This window comes from Paraburkholderia sp. RAU6.4a (assembly GCF_050435625.1).
GTDB classification, from domain to species: Bacteria; Pseudomonadota; Gammaproteobacteria; order Burkholderiales; family Burkholderiaceae; genus Paraburkholderia; species Paraburkholderia tuberum.
In genome coordinates, this window is record NZ_JBNDKQ010000002.1 from 1,898,931 (window position 1) to 1,914,349 (window position 15,419).

Here is a 15,419-nt window from a genome sequence, read left to right on the forward strand (position 1 = left end):
GCACATCTTCCCCGCCCCAGGGCAAAAACTTGCCCTTCGCCGCACAAAGCTAACGACCAACCCGCGGTATGGCCCCTGGCACACTTCCCGCTTTAAAGAGCGCGCAAGGAGCCGGCGCAACCTCCGGTTCGACAGACAATCTGGAAATGGACGGCTAGGGTTCCGGCCTGCTTCACGCAGGTGCTGGTCCGAGAGCTGCCGACCTCAGGCGAGGTTACACGGCGGGACAAAAGCCCGGGAGAGAACGCGATGTTTGCGCTGCTCCCTGCCGTCGCTAACCGTCCCCTCCGAGGTCAACCCATGTTCAAGCTCGTTCGCTGTCTTGGCATTGCCGCCGTCTCCCTCGCCACCTTCGCCTCGAGCCCCACGTTCGCCGCGGGCCGCAACGACTTCAAGGTCTGCTGGACCATCTACGCCGGCTGGATGCCATGGGGTGAGGCGAAAACCCAGGGCATCGTGTCCAAATGGGCCAGGAAATACGGCATCAATGTCGACGTCGTGCAGCTGAACGACTACGTCGAGTCCATCAATCAGTACACGGCCGGCAAGTTCGATGGCTGCGCGATGACCAACATGGATGCGCTCACGATTCCCGCCTCCGGCGGCGTGGATTCGACGGCCCTGATCGTCAGCGACTATTCGAACGGCAACGACGGCGTGCTGATGAAGGGCAAGGGCAAGCAGATCGCCGACCTGAAGGGCCAACAGGTCAACCTCGTGCAGTTTTCCGTCTCCCACTACCTGCTCGCACGCGCGCTCGAAAGCGCTCACATGAGCGAGCGCGACCTCAAGGTCGTGAACACCTCGGATGCCGACATCTCGGGCGCATTCGCGACCCCTACGGTTCACAACGCGGTCACCTGGAATCCGATGCTCGCCGATCTGAAGGCGCAGCCGAACGTCAGCGAAGTCTTCGACTCCAGCAAGATCCCCGGCGAAATCATGGACATGATGGTCGTCAACACGAAGACGTTGCAGCAGAACCCCGCCCTCGGCAAAGCGCTGACCGGTGCATGGTTCGAAATGGTCGCGCTGATGCACACCGACTCCGCGGCCAGCACGTCCGCGCTGAGCGCGATGGCGAAGGCCTCGGGCACCGATCTCGCCAACTTCAAGGGCCAACTGGCGACGACCGCCCTCTTCTATTCGCCGCAAGCCGCGCTCGACTTCGTCACCAGCGCCGACATGCCGAAGATCATGACGCGCGTCGCGAAGTTCTCTTTCGATCACGGCCTGCTCGGACAGGACGCGAAGAGCGCGGACGCGGTCGGCATGGCGTTCGACAAGGGCGTCGTGGTCGGCAACAAGAACAACGTCAAGCTGCGTTTCGATCCGACCTACGTCGCGATGGCGGCCGCGGGCAAGCTCTGACACGGACCGTCCAGGCACTCGCCAGGGGCTCGCTATCGCGGGCTCGCATCCCAGCTTTCCAACCAGGCGCTCACCATGCGACTCATCAATCGACATCCGAGCCGGATCGGCGGCTTGATGCTGCTTCTGCTGCCGTTCGTCGTGCTGTTCGCGGTCTACTTCACCGGGTCCTCGATGCGACTCTCGCTCAATCCCGATGACAAGCTGCTGCCGAGCGCGGCGCAAATGAGCGACGCGGTGAAGTTGGCCGCCTTCACCGAGGACAAGCGCACCGGCGAGTATCTGTTGTGGACCGACACGCTGTCGAGCTTGCGGCGGCTCGGCATCGGCCTTGTCGTCAGTGCCGTGATCGCACTGGTGGCCGCGATCGCGACCGGTTCGTTTCCGCTCGTCAGCGCGACGCTGTCGCCATTCATCACCGTGATCTCAATGGTGCCGCCGCTGGCGGTGCTGCCGGTCCTGTTCATCGTGTTCGGGCTCGATGAGTTGTCGAAGGTCGTGCTGATCGTCGTCGGCATCACGCCGGTGATCATTCGCGATCTGCATGCTCGCGCCCGCGAGATTCCGGCCGAGCTGTGGGTCAAGGCGCAGACGCTCGGCGCCACCAGCTGGACGCTGATACTGCGTCTGGTGCTGCCGCAACTGCTGCCGCGTCTGCTGGCGGCGACGCGTCTTTCTCTCGGCGCGGCGTGGCTCTTTCTGATCGCCGCCGAAGCGATCGCGTCGACCGATGGCCTCGGCTACCGCATCTTTCTCGTGCGCCGCTATCTGTCGATGGATCTGATCCTGCCGTACGTCGCGTGGATCACGCTGCTCGCATGGCTCACCGACGAGCTGCTGCGCCGGATCACGCAATGGTGCTTCCCGTGGTACGGAGGCGCGCGATGATCGAAGTCCGCAACGTCTGGAAAGAGTACGGCGACCAGGTCGTGCTCGAGCGTTTGAATCTGACCGTCAAGGAAGGCGAGTTCTGTTCGATGGTCGGCGCGTCCGGCTGCGGCAAGTCGACGTTTCTGCGCCTGCTGCTGGGTCAGGAGCGCGCGACGCGCGGCGAGATCCTGCTGGACGGCAAGCCGCTGCCCGGCGAACCGGACCGGCATCGCGGCGTCGTGTTTCAACGCTACTCGGTGTTCGACCATCTGAGCGTGTTGCGCAACGTGATGCTGGGGCTGGAGCTTCCACAGGCGAAGTTCACCGGCCGGCTATTCGGTGCCCGTCGGCGCGTGGCGCGAGACGAGGCAGCGGCCATGCTCGAGCGCGTCGGGCTGGGTGCTGCGTTGAACAAGTTTCCGCAGCAGCTGTCGGGCGGCATGCAGCAACGCCTCGCGATCGCGCAGGCGCTGATGATGAAGCCTCGCGTGCTGCTGCTCGACGAACCGTTCGGCGCGCTCGACCCCGGCATCCGCAAGGACATGCATGAGCTGCTCTCCGACCTGTGGCGCGAAGCGAAGCTCACGATCTTCATGGTCACGCATGACCTGAAAGAAGGCTTCACGTTGGGAAGCCGCGTGCTGGTTTTCGACAAGGTGCGCGTCGACCCGCAGGCGCCGGGCGCCTATGGCGCGCGCATCACCTACAACATTGCGCTCGACCGTAGCCGCGATTCCATGTCCGCCGTGCATATCGCCGAGGCTGCCGTGCGAGGCGCATCGCATATCGAACTGGTCTCCGACTGAAGGGAACTCAGGTATGAACTCAGATACGACCTTATTGCTTGAAGAAACCGTCCCAGGCGGCGGCCATACGTCGCTGATCGTCAAGCGTGGTCGATCACTGCGCATTACCGACCTGCGCGGCGGTGCGAACGTCAGCGTGATGATGGTCAACGCGACGGAGAAAAGCGAGCGGCTCAATCTGCCGGATTCGCTGAAGTGCCAGCACACGGCCAGGCTCACCGCGGGTCACTGCCTGTACTCCGACATGGGCCGCGTGCTTGCCGCGATCGTCGCGGATACCTGTGGCTGGCACGACAGCATCGGTGGAGCTTCGAATGCCGACGAGGTTCGCGAACGATACGGCGCGGGCCGCTACCAGGAGCTGCGCAACGCGTTCTATCGCAACGGCACGGACAACCTGCTCGTCGAAATGGGCAAGTGGGGGCTCGGCATCACTGACCTGCTGATGACGCTCAATCTGTTCAGCCGTGTCGATGTCAGCGACGACGGCGTTCTCAGTTTCGTGCCAGGAAACTCAAAAGCGGGCAACTACGTCGAGCTCTACGCACCGATGAACACGCTCGTCGTGCTCACCGCGATCCAGCACCCGCTCGACCCGAACCCCGAGTACGCGCCGAGGCCCGTCAAGCTCGAGTTGAGCGACGCGCGGCCCGAGGTCGCCGAAGTTTGCCGCACCGCATGCGAAGAGAACGCACGCGGTTTCATCAACACAGAACGCTTCTTTCTTTGAGCGAAGGCCACGCTTATGACCAGCACGCTTATCGTCAGCGACAAACGTCCGGAAACCGCGGTCTGTCGCGAGACACTCGCCGCCGGCGAGCCGTGGCTTCACGAGGTGAAGGCCGGGCAAACGCTGCGCATCGTCGATCTCGAAGGCAACCAGGCGGTCGACACGCTGTTCTACAGCCTCGCCGATCCGCGCGAGCGCTTTGACCCGCAACGCACGTTGCGCCGGCAAAAAAGCCTCTACCTGACGACGGGCTCGGTGCTGTACTCGAACCTCGGCAAGCCGATGCTGACGATCGTCGCCGACACGTGCGGCCGCCACGATACGCTCGGCGGCGCCTGCGCGCAGGAAAGCAACACGGTGCGCTACGCACTGGAGAAGCGCTACATGCACAGCTGCCGCGACAACTTCCTGCGTGCCTGCGCACATGACGGCCGCCTGTCGAAGCAGGACATCGGCGCGAACGTCAACTTCTTCATGAACGTGCCGGTCACGGCCACGGGCGGGCTCAGCTTCGAAGACGGCATTTCTGCGCCGGGCAAATACGTCGAATTGCGCGCGGAGATGGACGTGATCGTACTGATCTCCAACTGCCCGCAGCTGAACAATCCGTGCAACGCCTACAACCCGACGCCCGCGGAGCTGCTGATATGGAATTGAAGCGCATCCGCCACTGGCTTTTTCTCCTCATGCTGGTTCGCTCGGGCCGGTACTTCAGCCGTACGCGGGAAGACCTGACCCAGACGCATCGCTGACGCGACTTCGGCCGTGGACGACCACGGCCGGCCATTCCCACGGCGGGACGGCCCGCCTTCGAATCAACACACCTTCCATGTTCGAGAAGATTCTGATCGCCAATCGCGGCGCTATCGCGTGCCGCATTCTCAGGACGTTGCGCGAACTCGACGTCACCGGCGTCGCCATCTATGCGGAAGCCGACCGAGCGAGCCGCCACGTCAGCGAAGCGCCTGTCGCGCATGCGCTCGGCGAGGGTCCGGCCGCGCTGACTTATCTCGACGTGGACAAGATCCTCGCGATTGCGCGTCGCGAAGGCGTGCAGGCAATCCATCCCGGCTACGGCTTCTTATCGGAGAACGCGGCGTTTGGCGAAGCCTGCGAAGCGGCCGGCATCGCGTTCATCGGACCGACCCCCGCGCAGCTTCGCGCGTTCGGCCTCAAGCACACGGCCCGCGAAATCGCGGCCAACGAAGGGGTGCCGATGCTCGAAGGCACCGGGCTGCTCGCGGACTTGGCTGCGGCGCTCGCGGCGGCACAGGCCATCGGCTATCCGGTGATGCTGAAGAGCACCGCGGGCGGCGGCGGCATCGGCATGCGGGTGTGCTGGAACGCCGACGAACTCGGCGCCCATTTCGATGCCGTGAAGCGCCTCGGCGAAAACAATTTCAGCGATGCCGGCGTGTTTCTGGAGAAGTACATCGAACGGGCCCGGCATCTGGAAGTGCAGGTGTTCGGCGATGGCAAAGGCGACGCGCTCGCGCTTGGCGTGCGTGACTGCTCGGTGCAGCGGCGCAATCAGAAGGTGCTCGAGGAAACGCCCGCCCCCTGCCTGCCGGACGGCATTCAGGCCGCGCTCTGCGAGGCAGCGGTCAAGCTCGCGAAAGCCGTCGACTATCGCTCCGCCGGCACCGTCGAATTCGTGTACGACAGCGCCGCCGAACAGTTCTACTTCCTCGAGGTCAATACGCGTTTGCAGGTCGAGCACGGCGTCACCGAACAGGTGTGGGGCGTCGACCTCGTGCGTTGGATGATCGAACTGGCGGCCGGCACGCTCGCGCCGCTGAAGGAGCTGGCGGCGAGTCTGACGCCGCGAGGGCACGCGATCCAGGCGCGACTCTACGCGGAAGATCCGGGGCGTGATTTCAAACCGAGTCCGGGCCTCTTGACCGATGTCGCGTTCCCGAATGCCGACGGGCGCGCATTGCGCATCGATACCTGGATCGAGGCCGGTTGCGAAGTGCCGCCGTACTTCGACCCGATGCTCGCGAAAGTGATCGCGTGGTCGCCGACTCGCGATGAAGCGCGCGATGCGCTCGACGATGCGCTGTGCAACACCCGACTCTACGGCGTCGAGACGAATCGCGACTATCTGCGCCAGATTCTGCGCGACCGGCCGTTTGCGTCGGGCGAACCGTGGACTCGATGTCTCGAAGGGCTCAGGTATCGGGCCAGCACGGTCGAAGTCGTCAGCGGCGGCACGCAGACGACGGTGCAGGACTATCCCGGCCGCCTGGGCTACTGGGCAGTCGGCATCCCGCCGTCGGGGCCGATGGATGACCGGGCGATGCGGCTCGGCAATCGCCTGCTCGGCAATGCGGCCGACGCCGCCGCTCTCGAAGTCACGATGAGCGGGCCGACGCTGCGCTTCAACACGGATGCCGTGGTCGCCATCACCGGCGCGCAGGTTCCGGTGCTGCTCGACGATGTCGCTCAGCCGCTGAACACGAGCCTCAATGTGCCGGCGGGTTCGACGCTTGCGCTCGGCACGATACACGGCGCGGGCGCGCGCGCTTATCTGTGCGTGCGCGGCGGCTTCGACGTCGCACTGTATCTCGGCAGCCGCAGCACCTTTACGCTCGGCCAGTTCGGCGGACATGGCGGCCGCGCGATCCGCGCGGGCGACGTGCTGCATCTTTATCCGCTCGGCGATGCGCAGGCCGGCGCGGCGCTCGTCGACGCGCCGACGCTCGACGGCGTGCGCACCGTTCGCGTGATCTATGGCCCGCACGGCGCACCCGAATACTTCAGCGCCCGCTATATCGCGCAGCTGCTCGACACCGAGTGGGAGGTTCACTTCAACTCCAGCCGTACCGGCGTGCGCCTGATCGGACCAAAACCCGAGTGGGCGCGCGAGGACGGCGGCGAGGCTGGACTGCATCCGTCGAACATTCACGATAATCCGTACGCGGTCGGCGCCGTCGACTTCACCGGCGACATGCCCGTGATTCTCGGACCCGACGGCCCGAGTCTCGGCGGCTTCGTCTGTCCGGTGACGATCATCGAGGCGGACCTCTGGCAGATCGGCCAGCTGAAAGCAGGCGACAAGATCCGCTTCGCGCCCGTCGAAGTCGAACAAGCGCGTGAGGCTGCGCGTGAGCGTCGTCGGGAACTGGAGAGCCTCGAGATTGCACCGGGTGCGCCGAGCGAAAGAAGAGCATCGCTGACGTCGCCGATCGTGCTCGATACCGGGGCGGACCGCGACAGACTCGTCGCACGTGTATCCGGCGACACACATCTGCTGCTCGAAATCGGTCCAGCGGAGCTCGACCTCGTGGCACGGTTTCGCGGACATGCGCTGATGCAGTCCCTCGAAGCGCAGCATCTGACTGGCGTCATCGATCTCACGCCGGGCATCCGTTCGCTGCAGATCCACTACCGGCCCGAGGATCTGCCGCTCGCCAGGTTGCTCGACATCGTCGCGCGGGCGTGGGACGAGGTCTTGTTGCAGAAGGATCTGCGCGTGCCGTCGCGGGTCGTTCATCTGCCGCTGTCATGGGACGACCCCGCGTGCCAGCTCGCGATCGAAAAATATATGACCACCGTGCGCAAGAACGCGCCGTGGTGCCCGAGCAACCTCGAATTCATTCGCCGCATCAACGACCTCGACTCCATCGACGCGGTCAGGCAAATCGTCTTCGATGCGAGCTATCTGGTGATGGGCCTCGGCGACGTGTACCTCGGCGCACCCGTCGCGACACCGCTCGACCCTCGGCACCGGCTGGTCACGACGAAATACAACCCGGCCCGTACGTGGACCGCGGAGAACTCGGTCGGCATCGGCGGCGCGTATCTGTGCGTGTATGGCATGGAAGGGCCTGGCGGCTATCAATTCGTCGGCCGCACGTTGCAGATGTGGAATCGCTACCGCGAAGTCGCGGATTTCGCCGGCCAGCATTATTTGCTGCGCTTCTTCGACCAGATTCGTTTCTACGAAGTATCGGCCGACGAACTGTTGCGCATCCGCGCGGACTTTCCGCTTGGGCGTTTTCCGTTGCGGATCGAAGAGTCCGAGCTTTCGTTGCCGGACTATCAGGCGTTTCTCGCTAGCGAATCCGCCAGCATCGAGCAGTTCCGTTCAAGACAGCAGGCGGCCTTCCAGGCCGAGCGCGAGCGGTGGCGTGAAGCGGGCACCTCGGAAGTCATGTTCGAGACGCCGGTCACCGAAGACACTCAGTTAGCTCCGCTTCACGACGGCGAAGTCGCCGTGGACAGCGAGATCGCCGGCAGCCTCTGGCAAGTCAAGGTGAAAACCGGCGACGCGGTCGACGCGGGCGACGTGCTGCTCATCATCGAGTCAATGAAGATGGAAATCTCGGTGTGTGCGCCGTGCGCCGGAACGGTCGGCGAGATCTACGTGGCGCCGGGTTCGCCCGTGCGCGCGGGGCAACGCGTCGCCGTCGTCGAACGTCACTAATTATCTGGACGCAAACCATGTCTTCATTCTCGTCATTCGATCTTCGCCTCCCGACACTTCGCTCCGCATACCGTGATGGAACGCTCACGCCGCGCAGGCTCTTCGCTGAACTGCTCGAAAAAGCTGCGGCGCTCAATCCATCGTTCAATCTGTTCATCCATCTTCTGACCGAAGATGAAGTCGCGCCCTACCTCGACTGGCTCGACACGCAGGAGGTCGAAAGCCTGCCGCTCTATGGCGTTCCGTTCGTGATCAAGGACAACATCGATCTCGCCGGCATTCAGACAACCGCCGCGTGCCCCGCGTTCGCGTACACGCCGTCGCGATCGGCGAGCGTCGTTGCGCAATTGATCGCGCTCGGCGCGGTGCCGCTCGGCAAAGCCAATCTCGACCAGTTTGCGACCGGTCTGAACGGCACGCGGTCGCCGTATGGCAAGTGTCGTAATAGCGTGCATCCCGACTATCCGTCGGGCGGCTCGAGCGCGGGGTCGTCACTCGCGGTCGCGCTCGGCGTCGCCAGTTTCGCGCTCGGGACCGACACGGCCGGTTCCGGTCGCGTGCCTGCCGCGCTGAACAATCTCGTCGGTCTCAAGCCGACTAAAGGCCTGCTGTCCACCGCGGGTGTGGTGCCCGCGTGCCGCACGCTCGATTGCGTGACGTTCTTCACGGCGACGGCGAAAGAAGCGAGCGAGTTGCTTGCGTTGAGCGCGCGCCCCGATCCTCGCGATGCATACAGCCGCGCGAATCCGCAATGGAATACGGCACGCGCGTTTGGCAAGCCCACGGCGTTCAAGTTCGGCGTGCCGGCGCAACTGGAATTCGCCGGCTGTTCCGAGAGCCCCGGGCTGTTCGCGAAGGTGCGCGCGTTGCTCGAAGAAGCAGGTGGTGAAGCTGTCGAAATCGACTTCACGCCGTTTGTCGAAACCGCCAATCTGCTCTATCAGGGGCCGTGGGTGGCCGAGCGTTACAGCGTGGCGGGCGAGCTGATGACGGAGAAACCCGCTGCGGTTTTGCCCGTCATTCGCGATGTGTTGGCGAAGGCACCCGGCGCGAGCGCGGTCGAACTGTTTCGCGCGCAGTACCGCTTGCAGGAATTGAAGGCCCTCTGCGATGCGTCGATCGATTCACTCGATTTCGTTCTGACGCCGACGTATCCGCGTGCCGTGACGCTCGACGAGTTGGAGCGCGACCCCATTGGTCCGAACTCCCTGCTTGGCTATTACACGAACTTCATGAATCTGCTGGACTATGCCGCCGTCGCTACGCCGACCGGTTTCATGAAGAATGATCTGCCCTGGGGCGTGACCGTCTTTGGCCGCGCGTTCACCGACCAGTATCTGTTGGGTGTGGCCGACCTGCTGCAACGAAAGAGCGGCGTGCACTGCGTGGGAGGTCTAACCGTCGAGCCGGAGCCGCGCGGCGAACGATGCGCGGCGAGCCACGATCGCATGCGGATCGCGGTCTGCGGCGCACACATGCAAGGTTTGCCCCTCAACCGCGATCTGCTTGCCCGACGCGCGCGGCTCTTGCAGGCCACTCAGACTGCCCCGCAATACCGGTTGTCGGCGCTGCCTGCGTCGGCGGACGGCACGAGGCGTCCAGGCCTGTGGCGCGTCACCGATGGCGGCGCAAAAATTGCTGTCGAAGTGTGGGAAATGCCCAGCGCGGAGTTCGGCTCGTTTATTTCGACCGTTCCGTCTCCGCTGGTTCTGGGGAAGGTCGAACTCGTCGACGGTTCGTGGGTTACCGGTTTCCTCTGCGAGCCGTATGGCGTGCAGTCGGGAACCGATATCTCGGAGTTTGGCGGATGGCGAGCATGGCTTGCCAGCGAGCGTTGCGCGAGTTTCTGATGGAACGAACGATGAGCAGCGGCGTCGCAGGGTATGGGCAGTGAAGCGCCGCGGGTTTGGTTGGCACCTCCGGCTTCCTTCCGCAATTCCTTCGCAACTTCGAGAGGTTCCTTAATGACGCTCCGCACCGTCGCGCTCGCCGCAACCACCGCTGCGCTCACGCTCGCCGGCACGACCGCCGCCCTCATCGCACAAGCTCAAACGCCGAGCACCGCCGACAGTCAATGGCGCGCCAGTTCCACCATGCTCGCGACGCTGCTGCAGGACGGCTACAAGATCGTCGCCGTGGTCAACAACGGTCCCGCCGACACGATCTTCGTGCAGCGCGATCAGAGCGCGTTCAAATGCATCGATCCGCAGCAACCGGATGCAAAAGCGAAAACGTCGGTGGCGCCGGGCTGTTACGAGCTGGTACCGCCGAGCGGCGCCACGCCGGCATCGGAATCCAGATAACGTGATTTGAAGCGCGAGCTCAACGTAACCCCGGCTCGCGCGAAAGACTTCGGCGTCGCGCCAACATCGCGACGCTTCAGCGATCCACCAGCCGGCTCAGATTGCCGCGCACCCGCTGCAGCAGCGCGATCAACTGCGCCGCTTCTTCATCGCTGAAACCATTGAGCGCTTCGAGCGCGACCTCGTCGCCGACCTTGCGCGCCTTGCCGAGCGTGCGCTCAGCCTTCGGCGTCATGCGCACCTGGCGCTCGCGGCGATCCTGCGGATTCGCGGTCCGCTCGATCCAGCCGCCCTCCTCCATCCGGTCCAGCAGCCGGCCCGCCGAGATCGGCGCGACCTCGAGCAGATCCGCCAGCCGGGCCTGATTGATGTCGCCGTAGTGGCCGAGATAGGCCAGCACGCGACACTGCGCGCGCGTCAGATCGACCGACGACCTCGCGAGATCGTCGAACCGCTTGCCCGCCAGCCGGCCGACGTCGTAGATCAGAAAGCCGAAGCGCTCTTCGAATTGGGTTTTCATGCGCGGATTATACGGAAGCACTTCGGCGTACAGCGCGACTGCGTGTGCGTTCTATCCTCAGCACAACTCCCGATGGCGCCAACCCGTATTGACGATATACTAAGCATGCTTACTATTTCGACCCTCCCCACCATTCATGTCTTCCGCCTCCACGTCGACGAGCGCCACTGAGCTGCTCAACCGGCCGATGATCACGATCTCGATCATGCTCGCGACGCTGATCCAGACGCTCGACAGCACGATCGCCAACGTGGCGCTGCCGCATATGCAAGGCACGCTGTCCGCGTCGCAGGACGAGATCACGTGGGTGCTGACCTCCTATATCGTCGCCGCCGCGATCGCCACGCCGCTCACCGGCTGGCTGGCGGATCGCCTCAGCGTGAAGCGGCTGCTGCTGATCGCGATCGGCGGCTTCACCGTGTCTTCCGCGTTGTGCGGACTCTCCGAGACGCTGTCGCAGATCGTCGTGTCGCGTCTGTTGCAAGGGATCTTCGGCGCGTCGCTGGTGCCGCTGTCGCAGTCGATCCTGCTCGACATCAACCCGCGCGAAAAGCAGGGCCAGGCGATGGCCGTGTGGGGCATGGGCGTGATGGTCGGGCCGATCCTCGGTCCGACGCTCGGCGGCTGGCTCACCGATAGCTACAACTGGCGCTGGGTGTTCTTCATCAACGTGCCGATCGGCGCGATCGCGCTGTTCGGCGTCGCGAGCTTCCTGCCGACGCGCGAGCCGAAACACGACGTGAAGTTCGACGCGTTCGGCTTCATCACGCTCGGCCTCGCGATCGGCGCATTGCAGGCGATGCTCGATCGCGGCGAGCAGCTCGACTGGTTTTCGTCGACCGAGATCGTGATCGAGGCGCTCGTCGCGGCAATCAGCTTCGCGTTCTTTCTCGTGCACACGGCGACGATCGGCGAGCGCTCGTTTTTCAAGTACAAGTTATTGAAGGACCCGAACTTCGCGACCGGCACGTTGTTCATCTTCGTGATCGGCGCGGTGATGTACGCGACGCGTGCGCTGCTGCCGCCGATGCTGCAAAACCTGATGGGCTATCCGGTCGCGACCACGGGCCTCGTCACCGCACCGAGCGGCGCCGGCACGATGGTCGCGATGCTGATCGCCGGCCGGCTGCTCAAGCGCGTCGACGCGCGGCTGCTGCTGCTCTGCGGCTTCCTGATATCGGCGTTCGCGCTGTGGCAGATGATGCAGTACACGATCGTGCTATCGGCATCGGACATCGTGTGGCCCGGCGTGATCCAGGGCTTCGGACTCGGCCTCGTGTTCGTGCCGCTGTCCACGCTGACGTTCTCGACGCTGTCGCCGGAGCTGCGCGCGGACGGCACCGCGACTTATAGCCTGATGCGCAACATCGGCAGCAGTATCGGCATTTCGATCGTGCAGACGCTGATGACGCGCAACACGCAGATCTCGCACGCGGACCTCGCTGCGAATGTCACCGCGTTCAATCCGGCGCTCCAGTCGATGCTCAACAGCGGCTCGAACTATGACATCGCGGCGCTGAACGCGTCGATCACGCAGCAGGCGGCGATGGTCGCGTATCTGAACGACTTCAAGCTGATGTTCGTGGCGACGCTGCTGGTCATCCCGCTGTTGCTGCTGATCCGGCCGTCGCACAAGGCACCGGATGCGTCGATCGCGCATGCGGCGATGGATTGACGCCGTCCACCTCAGCCTTCGATTCGCCCGCGCGTCACGCCGAGCAATGACGCCATCGCCGCGTACGCCGCGGCGGCATCGCGCGCGCGGATCGCCTCGAACACCGCCGTGTGTTCGGCGAGCGACGCGTTGAACACATCGGCGCGTTTCGCATTGAGCCGCAATTGTGCCTCGAGCGTGCGCTCGATCAGCGCGCCAAGAGGGATCAGCAGTTCGTTGCTGCACGCGGTGAGCACGCGCAGGTGGAACTGCAGATCCGCGCGCACCCATTCGTCGACGTTGCGCGCCGCCACCATCGCGGTATGCGCGGCCGCAAGCGCACCCAACGTGTCGTCGGTGTGCGCGGCGGCCGCGAGGCCGGCGGCATAAGGCTCGACCATCTCGCGCATTTCCTGCAGCTTGAGCGCGAACGCCATCGGCTCGGCGACGCGTGAATACCAGTCGAGCAGATCGGCATCGAGCAGATTCCACGCGGACTTGACCCGCACGCGCGTACCCACGCGCGGCCGCGATTCGATCAGCCCTTTCGACGTCAACGTGCGCAGCGCCTCGCGCAGCACCGTGCGGCTCACGCCGAACATCTCCATTAACTCGGCTTCACGAGGCAGGATCGACTCCGGCGCATAGTCGCCGCGCAGAATCGCGGTCGCCAGCAGTTGGGCGACTCGCCCGTGCAGATCGTGCGTAATGGTTTTCTCCTCGCGGTTGATGATCCCGTCGCGCAACGCGGCGGTAAGTCGGCAGATCTCACCACTATGTGGCAAATAGTACTATTAATAGTATTTTAATGCAGTTTTGTTGTAGCATGGAATTCCCCGAAATTTTGCATGCCCGCAGACCTGCTTTGCATGGGTTCGGAGTAAGCGCCAACTTCGATCGACACCGGAGACACACACCATGAAAATCACCAAGCTCGAAACCTTTATCGTCCCGCCGCGCTGGTGCTTCCTCAAGATCGAGACCGACGAGGGCATCGTCGGTTGGGGCGAGCCGGTGGTGGAAGGCCGCGCGCATACGGTCGCCGCGGCCGTCGAGGAACTGTCCGATTATCTGATCGGCAAGGACCCGCTGTTGATCGAGGATCACTGGCAGGTGATGTACCGCGCGGGCTTCTATCGCGGCGGCCCGATCACGATGAGCGCGATCGCCGGCGTCGATCAGGCGCTGTGGGACATCAAGGGCAAGCATCACGGCGTACCGGTGCATGCGCTGCTCGGCGGCCAGGTGCGCGACAAAATCAAGGTGTACTCGTGGATCGGCGGCGACCGTCCGAGCGATGTCGCGAACAACGCACGCGCGGTGGTCGAGCGCGGCTTCAAGGCCGTCAAGATGAACGGCTCGGAAGAGCTGCAGATCATCGACACCTTCGACAAGGTGCAAGGCGTGATCAACAACGTCGCGGCGGTGCGCGAGGCGGTCGGGCCGAACATCGGCATCGGCGTGGACTTCCACGGCCGCGTGCATAAGCCGATGGCGAAGGTGCTCGCCAAGGAACTCGACCCGTACAAGCTGCTGTTCATCGAAGAGCCGGTGCTGTCGGAAAACGCCGAGGCGCTGCGCGACATCGTCAATCAGACCAACACGCCGATCGCGCTCGGCGAGCGTCTCTATTCGCGCTGGGACTTCAAGCACATCCTGTCGGGCGGCTACGTCGACATCATCCAGCCGGACGCGTCGCACGCGGGCGGCATCACCGAGTGCCGCAAGATCGCCGCGATGGCGGAAGCCTACGACGTCGCGCTCGCGCTGCATTGCCCGCTCGGCCCGATCGCGCTCGCAACCTGTCTGCAGATCGACGCGGTCAGCTACAACGCGTTCATCCAGGAACAGAGCCTCGGCATCCACTACAACCAGGGCAATGACCTGCTCGATTACATCAAGAATCCGCAAGTCTTCAAGTACGAGGACGGCTTCGTGTCGATTCCGCAGGGCCCCGGACTCGGCATCGAGGTCAACGAAGAGAAAGTGCGCGAGATGGCGAAGGTCGGTCACCGCTGGCGCAATCCGGTGTGGCGTCACGCGGACGGCAGCGTCGCCGAATGGTGATCTGAACACCTGAGCGAAGCAGGCGGAACGCCGCCGGCGGGCCACGGGACGCGCGGGCCGTCGCAGTAACGTAACTTCCCGGACCAGCCGGCTCGAACCGGCGTTCGAGCGCTGCCGCCCCGACCTGCATCACTCCCCGCCGAGCCTTATCCCGCCTGGCTTTCGCGACGTTTGTTCGGTATCGGACATACGTATGGCCTGCTCCTTGCTGAAATGCATGCCAACAACGCATGCAGCGAGGAGCACCATGGGCGAATTCGTTCCTGACTATCTGATCCGCGAACAGGCGGCGGTCGGCGCGCTGGTTGCGTTTGGCGTGCTGCGCATCATCGGCGCGATGCTCGCGTACGAGCGCGGATGGAACATCTCGGTAGTCGGCAAATGCTTTATCGCCGCGGCGGTGCTGTACTGCCTGCCGCAGGTCTTCGATCTGCTCACGCAGATGGTCGGCTCGCACGCGGCCGGCGCCGAACTCGAAGGCAAGGTCGCGGGCTGCGCGATCGCGTTGTTCTGCGCGCCGATTCTCGGTCATCGCCTCGGCTTCGAGTAAGCGGGCTTCGCAATGCGGCGCTTTTTTACGCGGCGCGCATCCGCGGGTGCTGTCGTAGAACTGACGCACGATGGACGCGCGCGGCCGTCGCGCATCCATCGCCGATTGGTCAATCGCCT

Annotated in this window: 13 protein-coding genes and 1 riboswitch; of the genes, 11 read left to right on the top strand and 2 right to left on the bottom strand. The window is 64.1% G+C overall.

Features of this window, described 5'->3' with window-relative positions:
* Positions 1–143 precede the first annotated feature (143 nt).
* Positions 144–243: riboswitch (guanidine-I (ykkC/yxkD leader) on the top strand.
* A 57-nt stretch (positions 244–300) separates the two neighbouring features.
* From OKW40_RS13505 to OKW40_RS13540, 8 genes are all read left to right on the top strand, one after another.
* Positions 301–1,371, top strand: a complete 1,071-nt coding sequence (locus OKW40_RS13505; protein WP_429356113.1) for a putative urea ABC transporter substrate-binding protein — start codon at positions 301–303, stop codon at positions 1,369–1,371.
* 75 nt (positions 1,372–1,446) lie between these two features.
* Positions 1,447–2,259 carry an ABC transporter permease gene (locus OKW40_RS13510; protein ID WP_429490159.1) on the top strand — a complete coding sequence of 271 codons (813 nt, stop codon included), beginning with the start codon at positions 1,447–1,449 and terminating at the stop codon, positions 2,257–2,259.
* Complete coding sequence (locus OKW40_RS13515; protein ID WP_187616419.1) at positions 2,256–3,047, top strand: ABC transporter ATP-binding protein; 792 nt, start codon at positions 2,256–2,258, stop codon at positions 3,045–3,047. The genes OKW40_RS13510 and OKW40_RS13515 overlap by 4 nt, the downstream gene beginning before the upstream one ends.
* Before the next feature lie 13 nt (positions 3,048–3,060).
* Positions 3,061–3,777, top strand: coding sequence for an urea amidolyase associated protein UAAP1 (locus tag OKW40_RS13520; RefSeq protein WP_429490161.1), 717 nt, complete (start codon positions 3,061–3,063; stop codon positions 3,775–3,777).
* Between the two features lie 15 nt (positions 3,778–3,792).
* A complete protein-coding gene (locus OKW40_RS13525) occupies positions 3,793–4,434 on the top strand; it encodes an urea amidolyase associated protein UAAP2 (RefSeq protein ID WP_429490163.1) in 642 nt (213 codons plus the stop codon).
* Between the two features lie 172 nt (positions 4,435–4,606).
* On the top strand, positions 4,607–8,206 hold the full coding sequence (uca, locus tag OKW40_RS13530) for an urea carboxylase (RefSeq protein ID WP_429490165.1): 3,600 nt from the start codon (positions 4,607–4,609) through the stop codon (positions 8,204–8,206).
* Between the two features lie 17 nt (positions 8,207–8,223).
* Positions 8,224–10,056 carry an allophanate hydrolase gene (gene atzF, locus OKW40_RS13535; protein WP_429490167.1) on the top strand — a complete coding sequence of 611 codons (1,833 nt, stop codon included), beginning with the start codon at positions 8,224–8,226 and terminating at the stop codon, positions 10,054–10,056.
* Positions 10,057–10,170: 114 nt separating this feature from the next.
* On the top strand, positions 10,171–10,509 hold the full coding sequence (locus OKW40_RS13540) for a hypothetical protein (RefSeq protein ID WP_184066583.1): 339 nt from the start codon (positions 10,171–10,173) through the stop codon (positions 10,507–10,509).
* 76 nt (positions 10,510–10,585) lie between these two features.
* Here OKW40_RS13540 and OKW40_RS13545 read toward each other — a convergent pair whose 3' ends face one another.
* Positions 10,586–11,029, bottom strand: a complete 444-nt coding sequence (locus OKW40_RS13545; RefSeq protein WP_184050828.1) for a MarR family winged helix-turn-helix transcriptional regulator — start codon at positions 11,027–11,029, stop codon at positions 10,586–10,588.
* 205 nt (positions 11,030–11,234) lie between these two features.
* On the opposite strand from OKW40_RS13545, the gene OKW40_RS13550 reads away from it, so the two are divergent.
* Positions 11,235–12,704 (top strand): DHA2 family efflux MFS transporter permease subunit, encoded by a 1,470-nt coding sequence (locus OKW40_RS13550; RefSeq protein ID WP_260321050.1) that lies wholly within the window; start codon positions 11,235–11,237, stop codon positions 12,702–12,704.
* 11 nt (positions 12,705–12,715) lie between these two features.
* Here the strand turns inward: OKW40_RS13550 and OKW40_RS13555 are convergent, their stop codons facing one another.
* On the bottom strand, positions 12,716–13,429 hold the full coding sequence (locus OKW40_RS13555; protein ID WP_429356120.1) for a FadR/GntR family transcriptional regulator: 714 nt from the start codon (positions 13,427–13,429) through the stop codon (positions 12,716–12,718).
* Positions 13,430–13,601: 172 nt separating this feature from the next.
* On the opposite strand from OKW40_RS13555, the gene dgoD reads away from it, so the two are divergent.
* Positions 13,602–14,750, top strand: a complete 1,149-nt coding sequence (dgoD, locus tag OKW40_RS13560) for a galactonate dehydratase (protein WP_090801766.1) — start codon at positions 13,602–13,604, stop codon at positions 14,748–14,750.
* A gap of 247 nt (positions 14,751–14,997) precedes the next feature.
* Positions 14,998–15,300 carry a hypothetical protein gene (locus tag OKW40_RS13565; RefSeq protein WP_429490169.1) on the top strand — a complete coding sequence of 101 codons (303 nt, stop codon included), beginning with the start codon at positions 14,998–15,000 and terminating at the stop codon, positions 15,298–15,300.
* Positions 15,301–15,419: the final 119 nt, after the last annotated feature.